This window comes from Acerihabitans sp. TG2, from assembly GCF_035013185.1.
Taxonomy (GTDB): domain Bacteria; phylum Pseudomonadota; class Gammaproteobacteria; order Enterobacterales; family Enterobacteriaceae; genus Acerihabitans.
Map to the genome: position 1 here is coordinate 151,625 of NZ_JAYGJO010000006.1, position 16,665 is coordinate 168,289.

The 16,665-nt window shown below is 54.2% G+C and carries 16 protein-coding genes and 1 riboswitch; of the genes, 10 read left to right on the forward strand and 6 right to left on the reverse strand.

Going from position 1 to position 16,665, the window contains the following annotated elements; all coding sequences use genetic code 11:
- Positions 1-27: 27 nt before the first annotated feature.
- Entirely contained in the window at positions 28-243 is a 216-nt protein-coding gene (gene rpsU / locus SJI19_RS07760) for a 30S ribosomal protein S21 (RefSeq protein WP_001144069.1), read from the reverse strand.
- A 521-nt stretch (positions 244-764) separates the two neighbouring features.
- On the opposite strand from rpsU, the gene tsaD reads away from it, so the two are divergent.
- Complete coding sequence (gene tsaD, locus SJI19_RS07765; protein ID WP_323477684.1) at positions 765-1,778, forward strand: tRNA (adenosine(37)-N6)-threonylcarbamoyltransferase complex transferase subunit TsaD; 1,014 nt, start codon at positions 765-767, stop codon at positions 1,776-1,778.
- Positions 1,779-1,955: 177 nt separating this feature from the next.
- Here tsaD and plsY read toward each other — a convergent pair whose 3' ends face one another.
- The gene (gene plsY, locus SJI19_RS07770) at positions 1,956-2,609 is read right to left on the reverse strand and encodes a glycerol-3-phosphate 1-O-acyltransferase PlsY (protein ID WP_323477685.1); all 654 of its coding nucleotides are present in this window, start codon (positions 2,607-2,609) and stop codon (positions 1,956-1,958) included.
- Between the two features lie 105 nt (positions 2,610-2,714).
- On the opposite strand from plsY, the gene folB reads away from it, so the two are divergent.
- Together folB and bacA are read left to right on the forward strand one after the other, a co-directional pair.
- Positions 2,715-3,074 (forward strand): bifunctional dihydroneopterin aldolase/7,8-dihydroneopterin epimerase, encoded by a 360-nt coding sequence (folB, locus tag SJI19_RS07775; protein ID WP_323477686.1) that lies wholly within the window; start codon positions 2,715-2,717, stop codon positions 3,072-3,074.
- A 148-nt stretch (positions 3,075-3,222) separates the two neighbouring features.
- A complete protein-coding gene (gene bacA / locus SJI19_RS07780) occupies positions 3,223-4,041 on the forward strand; it encodes an undecaprenyl-diphosphate phosphatase (protein WP_323477687.1) in 819 nt (272 codons plus the stop codon).
- A gap of 71 nt (positions 4,042-4,112) precedes the next feature.
- Here bacA and SJI19_RS07785 read toward each other — a convergent pair whose 3' ends face one another.
- Both SJI19_RS07785 and SJI19_RS07790 read right to left on the reverse strand, forming a co-directional pair.
- On the reverse strand, positions 4,113-5,366 hold the full coding sequence (locus SJI19_RS07785) for a multifunctional CCA addition/repair protein (protein ID WP_323477688.1): 1,254 nt from the start codon (positions 5,364-5,366) through the stop codon (positions 4,113-4,115).
- A gap of 118 nt (positions 5,367-5,484) precedes the next feature.
- Positions 5,485-6,105 (reverse strand): TIGR04211 family SH3 domain-containing protein, encoded by a 621-nt coding sequence (locus SJI19_RS07790; protein WP_323477689.1) that lies wholly within the window; start codon positions 6,103-6,105, stop codon positions 5,485-5,487.
- A gap of 255 nt (positions 6,106-6,360) precedes the next feature.
- Between SJI19_RS07790 and SJI19_RS07795 the strand changes: the two genes are divergently transcribed.
- The 3 genes from SJI19_RS07795 (at position 6,361) to hldE (ending at position 12,068) form a co-directional block, all read left to right on the forward strand.
- Entirely contained in the window at positions 6,361-7,668 is a 1,308-nt protein-coding gene (locus tag SJI19_RS07795; protein ID WP_323477690.1) for an inorganic triphosphatase, read from the forward strand.
- 30 nt (positions 7,669-7,698) lie between these two features.
- Positions 7,699-10,530, forward strand: a complete 2,832-nt coding sequence (gene glnE / locus SJI19_RS07800) for a bifunctional [glutamate--ammonia ligase]-adenylyl-L-tyrosine phosphorylase/[glutamate--ammonia-ligase] adenylyltransferase (RefSeq protein WP_323477691.1) — start codon at positions 7,699-7,701, stop codon at positions 10,528-10,530.
- A gap of 104 nt (positions 10,531-10,634) precedes the next feature.
- The gene (gene hldE, locus SJI19_RS07805; RefSeq protein ID WP_323477692.1) at positions 10,635-12,068 is read left to right on the forward strand and encodes a bifunctional D-glycero-beta-D-manno-heptose-7-phosphate kinase/D-glycero-beta-D-manno-heptose 1-phosphate adenylyltransferase HldE; all 1,434 of its coding nucleotides are present in this window, start codon (positions 10,635-10,637) and stop codon (positions 12,066-12,068) included.
- Positions 12,069-12,842: 774 nt separating this feature from the next.
- Here hldE and SJI19_RS07810 read toward each other — a convergent pair.
- The gene (locus SJI19_RS07810; RefSeq protein ID WP_323477768.1) at positions 12,843-13,082 is read right to left on the reverse strand and encodes a PBECR2 nuclease fold domain-containing protein; all 240 of its coding nucleotides are present in this window, start codon (positions 13,080-13,082) and stop codon (positions 12,843-12,845) included.
- A 605-nt stretch (positions 13,083-13,687) separates the two neighbouring features.
- Between SJI19_RS07810 and SJI19_RS07815 the strand changes: the two genes are divergently transcribed.
- A complete protein-coding gene (locus SJI19_RS07815) occupies positions 13,688-13,828 on the forward strand; it encodes a hypothetical protein (RefSeq protein WP_323477693.1) in 141 nt (46 codons plus the stop codon).
- 48 nt (positions 13,829-13,876) lie between these two features.
- Here the strand turns inward: SJI19_RS07815 and ubiK are convergent, their stop codons facing one another.
- On the reverse strand, positions 13,877-14,221 hold the full coding sequence (gene ubiK, locus SJI19_RS07820; RefSeq protein ID WP_323477694.1) for a ubiquinone biosynthesis accessory factor UbiK: 345 nt from the start codon (positions 14,219-14,221) through the stop codon (positions 13,877-13,879).
- A 130-nt stretch (positions 14,222-14,351) separates the two neighbouring features.
- A riboswitch (FMN riboswitch) is annotated at positions 14,352-14,526 on the forward strand.
- Between the two features lie 119 nt (positions 14,527-14,645).
- Here ubiK and ribB point away from each other — a divergent pair.
- The 3 genes from ribB to SJI19_RS07835 all read left to right on the forward strand — a co-directional run bounded on the left by ribB (position 14,646) and on the right by SJI19_RS07835 (position 16,464).
- Positions 14,646-15,299 (forward strand): 3,4-dihydroxy-2-butanone-4-phosphate synthase, encoded by a 654-nt coding sequence (gene ribB / locus SJI19_RS07825; protein WP_323477695.1) that lies wholly within the window; start codon positions 14,646-14,648, stop codon positions 15,297-15,299.
- A 585-nt stretch (positions 15,300-15,884) separates the two neighbouring features.
- A complete protein-coding gene (locus SJI19_RS07830) occupies positions 15,885-16,175 on the forward strand; it encodes a BrnT family toxin (RefSeq protein ID WP_323477696.1) in 291 nt (96 codons plus the stop codon).
- Positions 16,162-16,464: a BrnA antitoxin family protein gene (locus SJI19_RS07835; RefSeq protein ID WP_323477697.1), complete on the forward strand. Its 303-nt coding sequence runs from the start codon at positions 16,162-16,164 to the stop codon at positions 16,462-16,464. Before SJI19_RS07830 ends, SJI19_RS07835 begins: the two co-directional genes overlap by 14 nt.
- Positions 16,465-16,665: the final 201 nt, after the last annotated feature.

The following is a 16,665-nucleotide window of genomic DNA, read 5'->3' on the forward strand; positions in this document are numbered from 1 at the left end:
GCAACGTGAAATCTACTGGGTATAAAATTAATACAGACGAGTGCGGCGTGCGTTTTCGCGAGCCAATTTTTTTGCATGACGTTTTACTGCGGAAGCTTTGGCGCGTTTACGTTCGGTAGTCGGTTTTTCATAGAACTCACGACGACGAACCTCGGCCAAGACACCCGCTTTTTCGCATGAACGTTTGAAGCGACGCAGTGCTACGTCGAAGGGCTCGTTTTCACGTACTTTAATTACCGGCATGTAACTCTCACCTCGATAGAATTCGGATTTTGCTGCTGACCTTGTGTCAGCCGTTTCAAAATGGTGCGGAATTTTACTTCAACCGTGACCACTTTGTAAAGCGCCACGGACAATGATCTTGCAAGCGCCGTGGTTATCCGCCGCGCAAATTTACATTTCTGGCAATTATTCTAGCACAATTTGGCCAAAATTACTGCACTCGATTGGCCTGCCCGATTAAAGTGGTAATCTTTAAGCGACGCGACCTTTCGAATGGGGCCAGGATCCTTCGACCGTGATCCTGGATCTTTTTTATTGCCCGCAGGATCCTCGGGGCAGTACTTGTATCATGAGTTGGCCAATAAAGACACTGAATTTACGCGGTTGCCGTTTTCCCGCCACGCCTGACCGGGTCCAACATGTTGGGCGTTTTTGGGGATCAGTTGAGTGCCGGACGAGGGTTTATGGCGGATTTGGCTAAGTGCTCCGCGACCGGGTTATGCTAGACTGTGCGCCGCACTGAGGGGAGTGGATAATAAATTATGCGAGTATTGGGTATTGAGACGTCCTGTGATGAAACCGGCGTGGCGATTTATGACCAACAGGCGGGATTGCTGGCCAATCAGTTGTATAGCCAGGTTAAGCTGCATGCCGATTACGGCGGTGTGGTGCCGGAGTTGGCCTCGCGCGATCACGTGCGCAAGACCGTGCCGCTGATTCAGGCCGCCCTGGCCGAAGCCGGTCTGGCCGGCGAAGATATCGACGGGGTGGCTTATACCGCCGGTCCGGGTCTGGTGGGTGCCTTGATGGTGGGGGCCACTGTGGGCCGCGCCTTGGCCTATGCCTGGAAAAAGCCGGCGGTGGCGGTGCATCATATGGAAGGTCATCTGCTGGCGCCGATGTTGGAAGCGGATCCGCCGGCGTTTCCCTTTGCCGCATTGTTGGTCTCCGGCGGTCATACTCAGCTTATTGCGGTACAGGGTATCGGGCAGTATGTGCTGTTAGGGGAATCTATCGACGACGCGGCGGGGGAGGCGTTTGATAAGACCGCCAAGCTGCTGGGTCTGGACTATCCCGGTGGGCCTCGGTTGTCGAAAATGGCCTGTGACGGTGTGGCTGGGAGGTTCACCTTTCCCCGGCCGATGACCGACCGGCCGGGACTGGATTTCAGTTTTTCCGGTTTAAAAACCTTTGCGGCCAATACCATTCGCGCCAATCCACAGGACGCCCAGACCCAGGCTGATGTGGCACGCGCGTTTGAAGATGCCGTGGTGGATACCCTGCTGATTAAATGCCGACGGGCCATGGATCAGACCGGGTTGGCGCGCTTGGTGATTGCCGGTGGCGTGAGCGCCAACCATACTCTGCGCGAGCGGCTTGGCGAGATGATGCGCAAGCGCGGCGGCAAGGTGTTTTATGCTCGGCCGGAATTTTGCACCGATAACGGCGCAATGATTGCTTATGCGGGGATGATGCGCTTGCGGGCCGGTATTGCCGGTGATTTGGCGATCACCGTGCGTCCGCGTTGGCCGCTGGCTGAGTTACTCGCCGTATAACCCGCGTCCACACTGACTGAGCCACTCGCAGCCTGGCGGGTGTCCCCGCAGTCAGTGTGACTGTTTGTGTGGTCTGTGTGGGTGTTGGTCGAATCATCGTCGTTGTAACGTGTTGGTCGTGACTCTTGACGTGATGACTCTTGACGTGATGACTGTTGACGCAGGCGGTGGCCCAGCTTAACGGTGGTCTTCCGATTGGTTCGACGGGTTGTCTTTATCGGCGTCCAGCGCACGATCCTTGGCACGCTTGCGCCAGATCCGACTCTCTTGGCCGCGCCACAGGCGTTGAATATTGTCATGGTGGCGCAGCAGTACCAGGCAGGACAGCATGGATACTGGAAAGGTGAACTGTGGTTTGAACCACCAGACGTAGAATGGCGCGATCAGCGCACTGATAATGGCGCCAAGCGACGAATAACCGCTGAGCAACACCGTTAGCAGCCAGGTGCCCGCCATCAGGCCGGTCAGGTCCAGTCCGATGGGCGCGATGGCGCCAAACGCCGTGGCGACGCCTTTGCCACCCTGAAAATGGAAAAATACCGGATAGATGTGCCCGATGCAGGCAGCGATGGCGATCAGACCCAGGTAAAACGGCGGCACACCCAACCGATAGCCCAACCATACCGGCAGCATACCCTTTAACACATCAAACACCATTACTCCGGCCGCCGCAACCTTGCCGCCAACCCGCAGCACGTTGGTCGCCCCAGGATTACCGGAACCATGGGTGCGGGGATCCGGTAAGTGGGCGAGTTTGCAGATCAGTATCGCACTGGATATTGAGCCGCAAAGATAGGCGAAGATTATCATGCCAATCGCGACAGCATTCATAACCAAGTTCCATCCCATAATCATCGTTTTATTTGTCTAACTGTGGATAATACGCACATTCCTTTGGAAGTGGTATCCGGTATCGACAAAAAGCGAGTATGGCACATGGACATTGTATTCATAGAGCAATTAACAGTGATGACCGTCATCGGTGTGTATGACTGGGAGCAGGAACGTCAACAAAAATTGATGTTTGATATTGAAATGGGCTGGGATAACCGGCCAGCAGCGCGCAGTGACGACGTGGCCGATTGCCTGAGTTACGCCGATGTCAGCGACACCGTAATAGCGTTTGTTTCATCCCACCATTTTGCCCTGCTAGAGCGCGTGGCGGAGGAGGTGGCCGAATTACTGATGACCCGTTTTGCTCTGCCTTGGGTGCGGATCAAACTTGGCAAACCGGGTGCGGTGCCACAGGCGAGTAGCGTCGGCGTGATCATCGAGCGTGGTCACCGAAAAGTCTGAAAGTGAACAGGCCTTAATCTAAATTTCATGCAGTGTAACCGTTTTTACCGTATGTTTGTTTCATTTTGTTGCGGTGTGCTTTAGCGGCTGCGTTGGTATCACCAAAGCGCCGCTTTTTGTTGTCGCTTGATTGAGGGGAATGTGTTGTATGGCTGACCTGCATGATTTGTTCATCGCATTGATTCTTGGGGTAGTTGAAGGATTAACGGAGTTTTTGCCGGTCTCGTCGACGGGACATATGATCTTGGTAGGGACATTGCTGGGGTTTACCGATGACCGGGCCAAAACCTTTGAAGTGATTATTCAAATGGGGTCGATCCTGGCGGTGGTGGTGATGTTCTGGCGACGGTTGTTTGGTCTTATCGGTATTCATTTCGGCGAAGTGAAACATGAAGGTACCGGTGCCGGGCGCCTGCGGTTAACCCATATTCTGTTGGGGATGCTCCCCGCCGTGGTGATGGGTCTGGTGTTTCACGAACAAATAAAATCGCTGTTTGAAGCTAAATATGTGATGTATGCATTGGTGGCCGGCGGGGTGTTGTTGTTGGCGGGTGAATGGCTAAAACCCAAGGTGCCCCGTTCGGTAGGCATCGATGATATTACCCATTTGCAGGCTTTCCTGATTGGTTGTTTCCAGTGTTTGGCCCTGTGGCCCGGATTTTCTCGTTCCGGTGCGACCATCAGCGGCGGGATATTGGTTGGGGTGAGCCGTTACGCCGCATCGGAGTTTTCATTTATCCTGGCGGTGCCAATGATGTTGGGCGCTACCGTGCTGGATTTGTATAAAAGTCTGCCGTTTCTGTCCTGGCAGGATTTCCCGCTGTTTGCGGTGGGATTTGTCACCGCCTTTGTGGTGGCGCTGGTCGCCATCAAGTTATTCCTGCAGTTGATCAAACGTATTTCGTTTGTCCCCTTTGCCATCTACCGCTTTATCCTGGCGGCGGTGGTTTATTGGGTCATGCTCTAAGATCATTAGCGGGGCCAGACCGTTGAGGCTGGCCTCTGCTTGTCCATCCATCCATCTATCTTGCGCCGCAGTCAATCCTGAGCGGATGCGCTACGCGCCTGTTCTTGCCGCACTTTCCAGTGTTCCAGCGCCCGCAGGCGCCTAAGCCGTATCTCTTCGCCAATTTGCGCACCGCTAAATCCGGCATCAATCACTTCACGATTGGTTACGCTGTTGGCCACGGCGAATGCCGCCCGCAGGTAATCTCCCTGTGGGTAAGGGTTGTGTTCAAACCCCGTGCGACCCCGGGCATCAGCTTCACTGGTCATGATGATTTGCTCCAGCCGCTCCGGTTTGCGCCAGACGTCGATGGCATTAAACAATTTCATCAGGGTTTTTGGTGTCAGGCGCTCTACCGTATGCACCAGGTCATGGTATTCAGCGACGACTTTCGCCAAATCACGGACATGGTTCGGGACCCGCAGACGTTCGCACAGTGCCTGCACCAGCTTGACCCCCGCCGGGCCATGACCATGATGATGTGGCCAGAGTTCGCGTGGCGTCAGGCCTTTGCCAAGATCGTGGCACAGGGTGGCGAAACGCACCGCGATATCCGGCGTCAGCTGTGTAGCCACCGCCACCGTCATCAGAGTGTGGACACCGGTATCGATTTCCGGATGCCATTTGGCTGGCGCAGGGACGCCGAACAAGGCGTCAATCTCGGGGAATAGCGCCGCCAGGGCGCCACAATCACGCAATACCTGGAAATAGACTTGAGGATGGGCGGTGGACAGGGCTTTTTCTGTCTCTTTCCATACGCGTTCCGGCGCAATCAGCGGCAACTCGCCGTCCAAGGCCATTTGCTGCATCAGGGCCATGGTTTGTGGGGCAATACGGAAATTCAGGTGAGCGAAGCGGGCAGCAAAACGGGCAACGCGCAGCACACGCAAGGGATCTTCGCCGAACGCCGGCGAAACATGGCGCAATAAGCGACGTTCAATGTCCTCTAGACCATGATAAGGATCAATCAGGTTGCCGTTTTCGTCCTGGGCGATGGCGTTAAGCGTCAAGTCGCGCCGTAGCAAATCCTGTTCCAGGCTAACATCTGGCGCCGCATAGCAGGTAAAACCGGCATAACCTTGGCCGGATTTGCGTTCGGTGCGCGCCAGCGCATACTCCTCACGGGTGTGAGGATGCAGGAATACCGGGAAATCCTTGCCTACCTGCTGGTACCCTTCGGCCAACAACTCGGCAGGGGTTGAGCCGACAACCACCCAATCTTTCTCCCGCACCGGCAAATGCAATAAGCCGTCGCGAACTGCGCCGCCGACCAAATATTTTTTCACTATAAAAACTCCTTGCCCAGTATCAGCGTTGCCGTTATCTCCTAACAGTATATCCGACGAACGCGTGCCGCGCTGTGTTACCCGCTCGGCAGCCTCCCTGATACGCAGCAAACCGGCTTTAGTTCATCCAGCGGTTATTTTTTTTACGGCGCGGGATCACATGGGGTAATAACAAACCGAGAATCAGGCCGACGCCAGCCACACCACCGCCGTACAGGAACCATTGCATGATAATGGCGCGCTGTTTGTCATTGAGCTGTACCGCGACGGCGGCCATTTTTTTCTTGTCTTCGGCCAACTGGTCTTTGAGATGTTGATTCTCGTCACGCAGGCCTTTAATCGTGCCGCTACTTTCGGCAACGTCCTTTTGCATCTGTGCCGTGCGCTGATTCCAACTGGCATCGATAGTACTGAGTTTTTGCGTCAGTGTTTGCACCTGCTGTTCTAGTGCGGGGACCTTGACGCGCAGGCTGGGTTGATCGCTGAGCTGATCCACCGGGATCCAGGCAGTTCGCCCTTTGTCATCGCGGATCTGTGCGTAGCTGTTGTCTTGGTTGACACTCAGTAGCGCCACTTCTTCCCCTGAATTAAGGGTGCCGACAATGCGATATTGATTTCCAGGTCCGCTATGAATATAGGTGATCAGCTCATCTGAGATGTAGCGTGTCTCATCCGCATGAGTGCTAGCGGCGAAGCTTAGACTCAATAACGCGAAGCAAATATGGCGTAATTTGTGCATAGTTCCGTCGTTTTTTGGTAAATGTTAGTCGATAGTAGAGGGATCAGTTTGACGGCGCAATACGTAAACAAAAATGGGAACTATCCTACTAACTTTGCTTTTCAATTATTTCCAACTTGTCCATATTACACATTAAGGCGATGATTATGTTCTAGGAAAGGGCCTGCTGGTGGGCTTAGGATAGCGCCCATAGTAGGGGTGGCATGACCAACCTTAACAATTACTCGTTCAGCAACTATGGATGTGGCCGGCGTTATGAGTGAAGAAACCGAATTGAAATTTATTATCCATCCTGATGCGTTGGCGCACGTGGCCGAGCGTGTTTCCGTTTTTGGCGGGACTCACTTTGCCCCCCAGCATTTGATTAATCTTTATTTTGACACCCAGGATCTTGAACTGCGTCGGCACGGTCTAGGCCTGCGAGTGCGGGGCAATAATGATCGTTATGAAATGACGGCCAAGACGGCCGGTAAAATTATCGGCGGTTTACATCAACATCCAGAATATAATATTGCTTTGCCTGGTCCTGAACTGAATATCAGCTTGTTGCCGACGGATATCTGGCCACAGGGCATCGCAGTGGACTCATTGCAAGCGCGGTTGGCACCCTTGTTTAGCACCGACTACCAGCGTGAAAAATGGGTGATCACGTACGGCGAAAGCGAGATTGAAGTGGCTTTTGATCGTGGTGACGTGCTGGCGGGCGCTGCCCGCGAGGCGATATGCGAACTGGAAATGGAATTATTAAGCGGCAATATCGCCGATCTCCTGACGTTCGCCCAACAGATTAGCGCCGACGGCGGCTTGCGGCTGGGTAGCGTAAGTAAAGCCGCACGGGGTTACGATTTAGCCGCAGGCAGCCCAACCCGGGAAATCCGGGCATTGTCGTTACTGCGGCCGGCCCCCAAAGCCAGCGTTGAGCAAGGGTTAAGAGAAGGGCTATCGTTAGCCTTGGCTCATTGGCAATATCATGAGGAGCTGTGGCTGGCGGACGTACCGTTGGCCCGGGACAGTATCCTGGCTGCCATTGCGCTGGTGCGCGAAACCTTTGTGGTGATGGGAAATATGATCCCGCGCAAGGCCACACACGTGCTGCGTGAGCAATTGGTGGACATCAGCGCCCTGATCGCGCTGCCGGACAGCGACCCTCACGACCTCTGTTATCAGACGCGTTATTTGCAGTGTAAACTGGCGATCACGACCTGGTTGATCCTGCAGGAGTGGCGAGCCAGCGTGGATGAAAAAGCCCGTAAAAAACTGGACGGTTCGTTTAAACGTTTTGCCGATATCATGCTTTCACGCTGCGCCGCCGAGCTGAAAGTGGCGTTTGGTCGGGCATTATCTTCGGAAGAATATCAACAGCAACTGCCGCGCCTGGCACGACATATTATGGCTTTCCACCTGCTGTCGGGCTTCTATCCGGTCAACAACGTGCTGACCTATATTTTGCATTGGCAAGCTCTGGAACAGGCGATTATTCTGCCTGAGACCAATGATGTGGAATTTATGCGTCACCAGGCGGTAACGCAACCGGGCTTCTGGCTCAGTGTGAGTCGCCGTTAGGCCGCGTCGCGGCACACCAACAGGAGTCCAATGATGAACCTGCCTTTACCGACGCGCTTATCTCAGCAGGCGCGTGAGATTGCCGCCAGGGCGCCTTGGCCCCTCTCTTTGGATGATGCTATGGCCGTTCCTTTGGCCTTAAGTGATTTTATCAGCGAGGCGCTGATTGCTCGCCCTGATTGGCTCGATGAGCTGGGACACAACCCAGTGCAGGCCGATGAATGGCGCGAATATGCCAGCATATTGCGCCAGCAGTTGGCGTCGGTGCGCGATGAGGCGGGTTTGATGCAGACGCTGCGGTGGTTTCGGCGCCGGGCGTTGGTGCGTATCGGTTGTGCGCAGGCGCTGGGTCTGTGCACCACCACCGAGACCCTGACTCAGCTTAGTCAACTGGCCGAAAACCTGATTATTGCCGCGCGCGACTGGCTTTATCACGCCTGCTGTGTTGAATGGGGCACGCCGGCCAATGCGGTGGGCGATCCGCAGCCGCTATTGGTCCTGGGCATGGGCAAACTGGGGGGTGGGGAGCTTAATTTTTCCTCCGATATCGACCTGATCTTTGTCTACCCAGAAAATGGACATACCCGAGGCGGCCGCCGCGAGCTGGATAATGCGTTATTTTTTACGCGTTTGGGGCAGCGGCTGATTAAAGTGCTGGATCAACCCACGAGTGATGGGTTTGTTTATCGCGTGGATATGCGTTTGCGCCCATTCGGTGACAGTGGACCGCTGGTGTTGAGTTTTGCTGCGCTGGAGGATTATTACCAGGAACAGGGCCGTGACTGGGAGCGATACGCCATGGTTAAAGCGCGGCTGATGGGCGCCCAGGATGATGCCTATGCCCGTGAACTGTATAGCATGCTGCGGCCCTTTGTCTTCCGGCGATACATCGATTTCAGTGTGATTCAATCCCTGCGCAATATGAAGATTATGATCGCCCGCGAGGTACGGCGGCGGGGATTGAAGGACAATATCAAACTGGGTGCTGGCGGTATTCGTGAGATCGAATTTATCACCCAGGTGTTCCAGTTGATTCGCGGCGGGCGTGAACCCCGGCTGCAGCAACGCGCTCTGCAGCCGGCGCTGTTGGTCATTGGTGAGTTGGGTCTGCTAAGTGCGCAACAGACACAAGGTCTGGACCATGCTTATATGTATCTGCGGCGGCTGGAGAATTTACTGCAGGCGATCGGCGATCAGCAAACCCAGACCCTACCCGAAGATGATTTAAATCGGGCCCGCTTGGCTTATGGCATGGGCGAGGCTGACTGGCCGTCCATGCTACAAACGTTAGCGCGGCATATGCAACTGGTGCGGGGCATTTTTGACGAACTGATCGGCGATGATGCTCCCGATCCGGCCGATCCTTCGGATTTTGGGCGCTACGGTGCGCTGTGGTTTGACGAAACGCCGGATCCGGAGAACGGGCTGGCAGAATCGACCCTGGATGAGGCCGGTCGCTGGCGGCTGTGCGGACTGATTGACGGGTTCCGGCATGATGTGGATAAACGAACCATTGGCCCACGCGGGCGTGGGGTCTTGGATCAACTGATGCCCAGATTGTTGGCGCAAATGTGTTCCCAGCCTGCGGCGGATGCGGTGTTCGGCAGGGTGGCGCCGATGCTGCTGAGCATTGTTTCCCGCACTACCTACCTGGAGCTGTTGGTGGAATACCCAGGCGCATTGACCCATTTGATTCGCCTGTGTTCCGCCTCGGCAATGATTGCCACCCAACTGGCCCGCCATCCACTGCTGCTTGATGAGCTGCTCGATCCCGCCACGCTCTACCATCCGTTAGAACCCAAGGCGTATGGCGACGAGTTACGCCAATATTTGCTGCGGGTGCCGGAACAGGACGAGGAACAGCGGCTCGATGCCATGCGGCAGTTCAAACAAGCACAGCATTTGCGTATTGCTGCCAGTGATATTACCGGCGTACTACCGGTCATGCGGGTGAGCGATCACCTGACTTATCTGGCGGAGGCGATGATTGCCGCGGTGATCGAACAGGCCTGGAAAACCATGGTGACGCGCTATGGGCGACCGAATCACCTGCCGGAGAGCGGCGGGCAGGGATTTGCGGTTATTGGTTATGGCAAGTTAGGCGGTTGGGAACTGGGCTATGGCTCCGATCTTGACGTGGTGTTTTTGCACGACTGCCCGGCAGATGCCATGACCGATGGTGAACGCTGTATCGACGGGCGACAATTCTACCTGCGCCTGGCCCAACGGATTATGCATCTGTTCAGTACCCGTACACCGTCGGGGATCCTTTATGAAGTCGATCCACGACTGCGTCCGTCAGGTGCTGCGGGGATGTTGGTCAGTACTCTCGGGGCGTTCGAGGCGTATCAGCAGCATGAAGCCTGGACCTGGGAACACCAGGCCCTGGTCAGGGCGAGGATGGTCTACGGCGATGAGGATCTCAGGGTGCGTTTTGTGGCCATCCGCCGCGTTGTGTTGTGCCGTGAGCGTGATGGTGAGGCGCTACGGGCCGAGGTGAGTGGCATGCGCACCAAGATGCGTGAGCATCTGGCCGGCAAAAACAGCGAGATGTTTGATATCAAGGCTGATGAAGGGGGCATTACCGATATTGAGTTTATGGCGCAATATTTGGTGTTGCGTCATGCCGCCACGATCCCGGAACTGACGCGCTGGTCCGATAATGTGCGTATTTTCGAGTTGATGGCGCGTTACGGCATCATCAACCAGGAGCAGGCCAGTGCCTTGACTCAGGCCTATATCACCCTGCGTGACGAGATCCATCATTTAGCGCTACAAGATCTGCCGGGCCGGGTGGCGACCGATGGATTTCTTACGGAGCGGGCATTGATCACCCGTTATTGGCAACAGTGGTTAGGGTGATCTTCGGGTGGAGGAAGTGGCAATTCCACCTCCTGGCAAGAGAGAATTCATGCGGGCTATGCTACTATCTCGCGCAATAAAATCGTTGAGTCTGGAGCTATAGGATGAAAGTGACTTTGCCTGATTTTCGCCGGGCAGGCGTGCTGGTCGTGGGTGATGTTATGTTGGATCGCTATTGGTATGGCCCCACCAGTCGTATCTCACCAGAGGCCCCGGTGCCGGTGGTTAAAGTGGAGACGATTGAGGAGCGCCCCGGCGGTGCCGCCAACGTGGCGATGAATATTGCCGCCCTCGGCGCAGCATCGCGTCTGGTCGGCCTTACCGGGATTGACGACGCAGCGCGTGCGCTGGGTGCGCGGTTAAGCGAAGTGAACGTCACCTGCGATTTTGTGACGGTGGCCACCCATCCCACTATCACCAAACTGCGGGTATTGTCGCGCAACCAGCAGTTGATTCGGTTGGATTTCGAGCAGGGTTTCGAGGATGTAGACCTGACGCCGATGCGCGAGCGGATCCAACAGGCGTTGCCGGCCGCTGGTGCGATGGTATTGTCGGATTATGGCAAAGGCGCATTGACGCAGGTGCAGGACATGATCCAACTGGCGCGGGACGCCGGCGTGCCGGTGCTGGTTGATCCCAAGGGCACAGATTTCGGCCGTTATCGTGGTGCGACGCTGCTTACGCCGAATCTCTCCGAGTTTGAAGCGGTGGTAGGGCATTGCCGTGACGAGGATGAACTGGTGAGTCGCGGTATGCGCATGATTGCAGAGTGTGAGCTGTCGGCACTGCTGATCACCCGTTCCGAGCAGGGCATGACGTTGCTGCAGCCGGGTCAGGAACCGCTTAATTTGCCGACGTTGGCGCAGGAAGTTTACGATGTCACCGGCGCGGGCGATACGGTGATTGGCGTACTGGCAACGGCGCTGGCGGCAGGTCGACCGTTGGAAGAGTGTTGTTTTCTGGCTAATGCGGCGGCCGGGGTGGTGGTCGGCAAGCTCGGCACGTCAACCGTCAGCCCCATTGAGCTGGAAAATGCCATTCAGGGCCGCGGTGACGCTGGATTCGGCGTGATGAGCGAAGACGAACTGCGCCAGGCGGTTGCCCAGGCGCGGCAGCGTGGTGAAAAAGTGGTCATGACCAACGGTATTTTCGACATTCTGCATGCCGGTCACGTGACTTACCTGGCCACGGCCCGACGCCTGGGGGATCGGCTGATTGTGGCGGTAAACAGCGATGAGTCGACGCGCCGTCTAAAGGGTGATTCCCGGCCGGTTAACCCGTTAGCGCAGCGTATGACGGTTTTGGGCGCGCTACAGGCGGTAGACTGGGTGGTGGCGTTTGAAGAGGATACGCCGCAGCGGCTGATTGCTGAGATATTGCCTGATTTACTGGTGAAGGGCGGTGACTACCGGCCCGAGCAGATTGCCGGCAGTGAGGAGGTTTGGGCTAACGGTGGCGACGTCCAGGTATTGAATTTCGAAGACGGGTGTTCCACAACCAACATCATCAACGCGATTAAAAGCGGCAAGCGCGGTTAGGTGTTCGCTGGCGTTCATCACGGTGACGACGCGTGCTGCCGTGATGACATCATGGTTTAGCGAGATCCGTGGTAAACCCTCGCCCCAAATGCATAGGTATCTACACATTTATTGTGATTAATGATATTACTCTTGTGCATGCACTCAATCTCTCTTTTGCCGGGTCTGATGCCCGGCTTAACCGCCGATATCAGACGCTGGTTAAACAACATATGACACCCGCAGATCCTTTCAAAAATGTCGCCAGTGCCCAGAAAAGCTGGCACAGATGCTGACAGACAGCAAGGGTTGCCGTTCAACGCTGATGTTATTGTCATACACACCGGAAGAACTGACCCGGCTGGCGACCACCATTCTGGGCCCGTTCGAATATGAGTAGATACCTATGCCGTTTACGGCGGGGAGCAGTCACATAGGCATTCAGTATTGAGAATAGGCAATGGAGCGTTGAAGACGATATTTGTGCAACCACAAATTTTTGACGGGCCAGTCAAAAGAAAGTACTATTACTCTTGAGCGAGAAGCTGACTGCATTAGGGTGCACTAGTCGGTGGAAGAACCCCATAGAAGCCCTAACTTCTGTGTCAGGGTGAAACCTCACACCTCCCGCCTGAAGGTGTAAAATAATCAGGCACTTAATCCGAGGGCCGCTGTTTCTTTGAATGGCGGCTTTTTAATGCCTTTTATAAAGTAGATCACCCTGACGATGCTTGTTCAGGCTCTTTGCATCTGTATGCATGAAGTTCCAGAGTACTTTTCCGTCCCAGGGAGCCGCTACAACAAGCATTTGCTGTTTTTGTCTGTATGCGATGCGCCGATAAAAATATATCTCACCATATGGTCGTCATACATGGTTTCCCAAATTTCATACGGATTATCAAGCGTATCGAGAGCAAGAAGTACATAACGCTCGCGGGCATCAATACGCTTTTCCACGATGTGGACAAGGTTACTTCTTAAAATGCTGAGGGTACCGATGTGTGTATTTTGGCACGAGAAGCATATTCGGTTCATTAAAACCCATATGTTGTTCGAGAAGGGAAACGGCGCTTTCAACGGAATCGGCAGCGTTGATTTCAGGAGTAGGCTCAAGCCTGAATTCGCTTTCAAGTTCCCTTAGATCTGGAAGCCCTAATGTTCTGAAAGTAAGTAAGTCTTTTATAGCCCGCGCCATGTTTCCCCTGTGTGCTGGCCTGCAAAATGCTGACTAATTTACCACATTATTAGCAATTGCCCCGTAAACCCTTGCCCAATCGGCATAGGTATCTACGCATTTATTGTGATTAATGCTATTACTCTTGTGCATGCACTCAATCTCTCTTTTGCCGGGCCTGATGCCCGGCTTAACCGCCGATATCAGACGCTGGTTAAACAACATATGACACCCGCAGATCCTCTCAGTTGTGCGATTAAAAATGCCGCCAGTGCCCAGAAAAGCTGGCACAGACGTTGACAGACAGCAAGGGTTGCTGTTCAACGCTGACGGATGGCCTGTCCGATAACCACACCCATATGGATGCCCTGGCTGCGGATATCATCCGGGTGGCAAAACCCAAACGAACCGATAAGGAGACAGGCAGACGGGTAAAACCCCAGGCAGGCCCATCGCTTTCGGTGAGGTGGGGCGGCGGGGAAGTGCCTCGTCACTGCTGGCGGGGTTGGGGATCTTACTGAATACGCTGACGTTATTGTCAGAATACACACCGGAAGAACTGACCCGGCTGGCGACAACCATTCTGGGCCCGTTCGAAGATGTGTAGATACCTATGCCCCAAATGCGAACGGGGATATAAGCGTCTTTTGCCGGTTTAGTTAGCGTCTTTAACGGTGTCTGGCGCGTCGTCGGGCGTTGCGTCGGTCGCCTTTGTCGCGTTAGCCGGTGCCTCGGTCTGGCCAGCGGCCTTAGTCGCGCCCGGCATGGTTTCCAGTGCGTTGATCCGCAGTTCCAGCTGGTTTAGCTTTTCGCGTGTGCGTAGCAGCACCTGGGTCTGTACATCAAATTCTTCGCGGCTGACCAAATCCATCCGGTTGAACTGGCTTTGCAATACTTGGCGGATTTTTTTATCCATATCGTCACCCAGATCGCGGATGCCCTTGGGCAGGGACTCATGAATCTGACGGGCAAGTTGTTCGATTTTTTTGGTGTCAATCATCTTTCGTTCCCCAGTGGGTTGGTTTTGTTTAAGTGTAATGCCAGATGGTAGGATTAGAAACTAAAACAGTGCGCTGGAAATATTTGCTTTGTTAATTGCCCTGATTATCCAATGGCGTTATAGTTATTGCGTTTATTCTCAGGGCGGGGTGTAATTCCCCACCGGCGGTAAACCTGTGTAATGATTGCATTAAGTGATCATGTTACAGGAAGCCCGCGAGCGCTCGGATTGCACCTAGTCCGAGGTCAGCAGATCCGGTGAAATTCCGGGGCCGACGGTTATAGTCCGGATGGGAGAGAGTAGCGGTTTACTAATGAGTCAGTTACCAGCTCATTGTCGTTCACTTTTCAGCCTTTTTATTAGGCTCACTCCTAAGTCTGCCCTGGTTCTGGTAATCCATATTTTTTATGAGGTTTTATTTACCATGAATCAGACGCTTCTTTCCGAATTCGGTACCCCGACAGAACGCGTGGAAAATGCACTGGATGCATTACGCCACGGGCGCGGTGTGTTGGTGCTTGATAATGAAGATCGTGAAAATGAAGGCGACATGATTTTTGCCGCCGAAAATATGTCTGTGGAACAAATGGCTCTGGCCATTCGTCACGGTAGCGGTATTGTTTGTCTCTGCGTGACCGAGGATCGTCGGCTGCAGTTGGATTTGCCGATGATGGTGGAGCACAATTCCAGCCATTATCAAACGGCCTTCACCGTGACCATTGAAGCTGCTGAAGGGGTGACTACCGGTGTTTCTGCCGCCGATCGCCTGACCACCATTCGTGCCGCCATTCAGGATAACGCTAAACCGTCGGATCTTAATCGGCCCGGCCACGTTTTTCCTTTGCGCGCGCAGCCTGGCGGGGTGTTGACCCGGGGTGGACATACCGAAGCCAGTATTGATCTGGTGACGCTTGCCGGTCTCAAACCGATGGGTGTGCTGTGTGAAGTGACTAATGAAGACGGTAGTATGGCGCATGCGCCGGAAATTGTGGCCTTCGGCAATCGGCATCAGATGCCGGTGGTGACCATTGAGGATTTGGTGGAGTATCGTCAGTCGTTGAGCCGCCAGGCAAGCTGAGGGCGATCTATTTGCCATGGGGCGCGGGCCCTTTAACACGGTCTGCTGCGGGAGCGGTGATCGCGGGCCTAGCGCACCGAGGGGTGCTCGGTTGGCCGGGAAAAGCACGGCCAATTCGACCCCTTCGGCGCGCTCTCCCTTTAACACGGTCTGCTGCGGAAGCGGTGATCGCGGGCCTAGCACACCGAGGGGTGCTCGGTTGGCCGGGAAAAACACGGCCAATTCGACCCCTTCGGCGCGCTCTCCCTTTAACACGGTTTGCTGCGGAAGCGGTGATCGCGGGCCTAGCGCACCATGGGGCACTCTTCGTTTAACACCACCTCGCAGAACGGCTTTACGGCCTTGAATCAATGTATTCCAATACCGTTATGGTTTATCTGTTTAATAATAAACTTTTGGTTTTCAGTGAACGCCATTTTGCTGGTTTTCAATTGTAGATTAGGGGTTATATTAGCCATCATTTAAGTATATCCATGTGCTTTTTTAAGCCGTCGGGTAGGTTTTGTAGCCCGGATTTTATGGTAAATCTGTTATTTTTGTTTATACTAATATGTATATACAAAAATGTGATTTAACAGTTGCCATATGGACTTGGATTTTGAGTGGGATTCAGCTAAGGCTGAGATAAATTTCCGCAAACACGGACTCCGTTTTGAAGAGGCTGCATTGGTTTTTGAAGATCCTTTTCATCTTTCAGCGCAGGACCGTTTGGAGAATGGCGAGTACCGCTGGCAGACCATTGGGGTGGTAACAACCGGTTGTGTAGTGGTTCTTGTGGCGCATACAGTACGATTTGAGGACGGGACAGAGATTATTCGCATCATCAGCGCACGAAAGGCTGATCGGAAAGAGAGGAAACGTTATGAGCACCGTTAGATATAAACAAAGTGAACTGGCGCCTCTGACTGAAACGCGGGAATCGGAGCTGAAAGCATTGTCTGAGAAGCCTGATTGCGATATTGATTACAGTGATGTAGCCGCATTGAGCGACGCATTCTGGAAAAATACAGTGCGTGGGCAGTTTTACCGACCCATTAAAAAGCATGCGTCTGTCAGGATTGATGCAGATGTTCTGGAATGGCTCAAAGGGCCAGGTAAGGGCTATCAAACCCGGCTTAATGCTATTTTGCGCGAAGCAATGATGCGCGACCTGTATACTAAGTGATGATATGTTATCGCCAGTATGGGGTTAGGCTGGCCAGAGCGGTTGGTAACAGCATGTCCGCTTCTACCCCTTCGGCGCGCTCTCCCTTTAACCCGGTTTGCTGCGGGAGTGGTGATCGCGGGCCTAGCACACCGAGGGGCGATCTCCCCTTAACATGGCCTGCTACACGGCTTGGTGGTCTCGGCGTCATATTGTTCGAGG

What these genes read in the sequence shown, in the direction of transcription:
- rpsU (WP_001144069.1), bottom strand. Translation starts at nt 243, where the DNA reads ATGCCGGTAATTAAAGTACGTGAAAACGAGCCCTTCGACGTAGCACTG.
- tsaD (WP_323477684.1), top strand. Translation starts at nt 765, where the DNA reads ATGCGAGTATTGGGTATTGAGACGTCCTGTGATGAAACCGGCGTGGCG.
- plsY (WP_323477685.1), bottom strand. Translation starts at nt 2,609, where the DNA reads ATGAATGCTGTCGCGATTGGCATGATAATCTTCGCCTATCTTTGCGGC.
- folB (WP_323477686.1), top strand. Translation starts at nt 2,715, where the DNA reads ATGGACATTGTATTCATAGAGCAATTAACAGTGATGACCGTCATCGGT.
- bacA (WP_323477687.1), top strand. Translation starts at nt 3,223, where the DNA reads ATGGCTGACCTGCATGATTTGTTCATCGCATTGATTCTTGGGGTAGTT.
- SJI19_RS07790 (WP_323477689.1), bottom strand. Translation starts at nt 6,105, where the DNA reads ATGCACAAATTACGCCATATTTGCTTCGCGTTATTGAGTCTAAGCTTC.
- SJI19_RS07795 (WP_323477690.1), top strand. Translation starts at nt 6,361, where the DNA reads ATGAGTGAAGAAACCGAATTGAAATTTATTATCCATCCTGATGCGTTG.
- glnE (WP_323477691.1), top strand. Translation starts at nt 7,699, where the DNA reads ATGATGAACCTGCCTTTACCGACGCGCTTATCTCAGCAGGCGCGTGAG.
- hldE (WP_323477692.1), top strand. Translation starts at nt 10,635, where the DNA reads ATGAAAGTGACTTTGCCTGATTTTCGCCGGGCAGGCGTGCTGGTCGTG.
- SJI19_RS07810 (WP_323477768.1), bottom strand. Translation starts at nt 13,082, where the DNA reads ATGAACCGAATATGCTTCTCGTGCCAAAATACACACATCGGTACCCTC.
- ubiK (WP_323477694.1), bottom strand. Translation starts at nt 14,221, where the DNA reads ATGATTGACACCAAAAAAATCGAACAACTTGCCCGTCAGATTCATGAG.
- ribB (WP_323477695.1), top strand. Translation starts at nt 14,646, where the DNA reads ATGAATCAGACGCTTCTTTCCGAATTCGGTACCCCGACAGAACGCGTG.
- SJI19_RS07830 (WP_323477696.1), top strand. Translation starts at nt 15,885, where the DNA reads ATGGACTTGGATTTTGAGTGGGATTCAGCTAAGGCTGAGATAAATTTC.
- SJI19_RS07835 (WP_323477697.1), top strand. Translation starts at nt 16,162, where the DNA reads ATGAGCACCGTTAGATATAAACAAAGTGAACTGGCGCCTCTGACTGAA.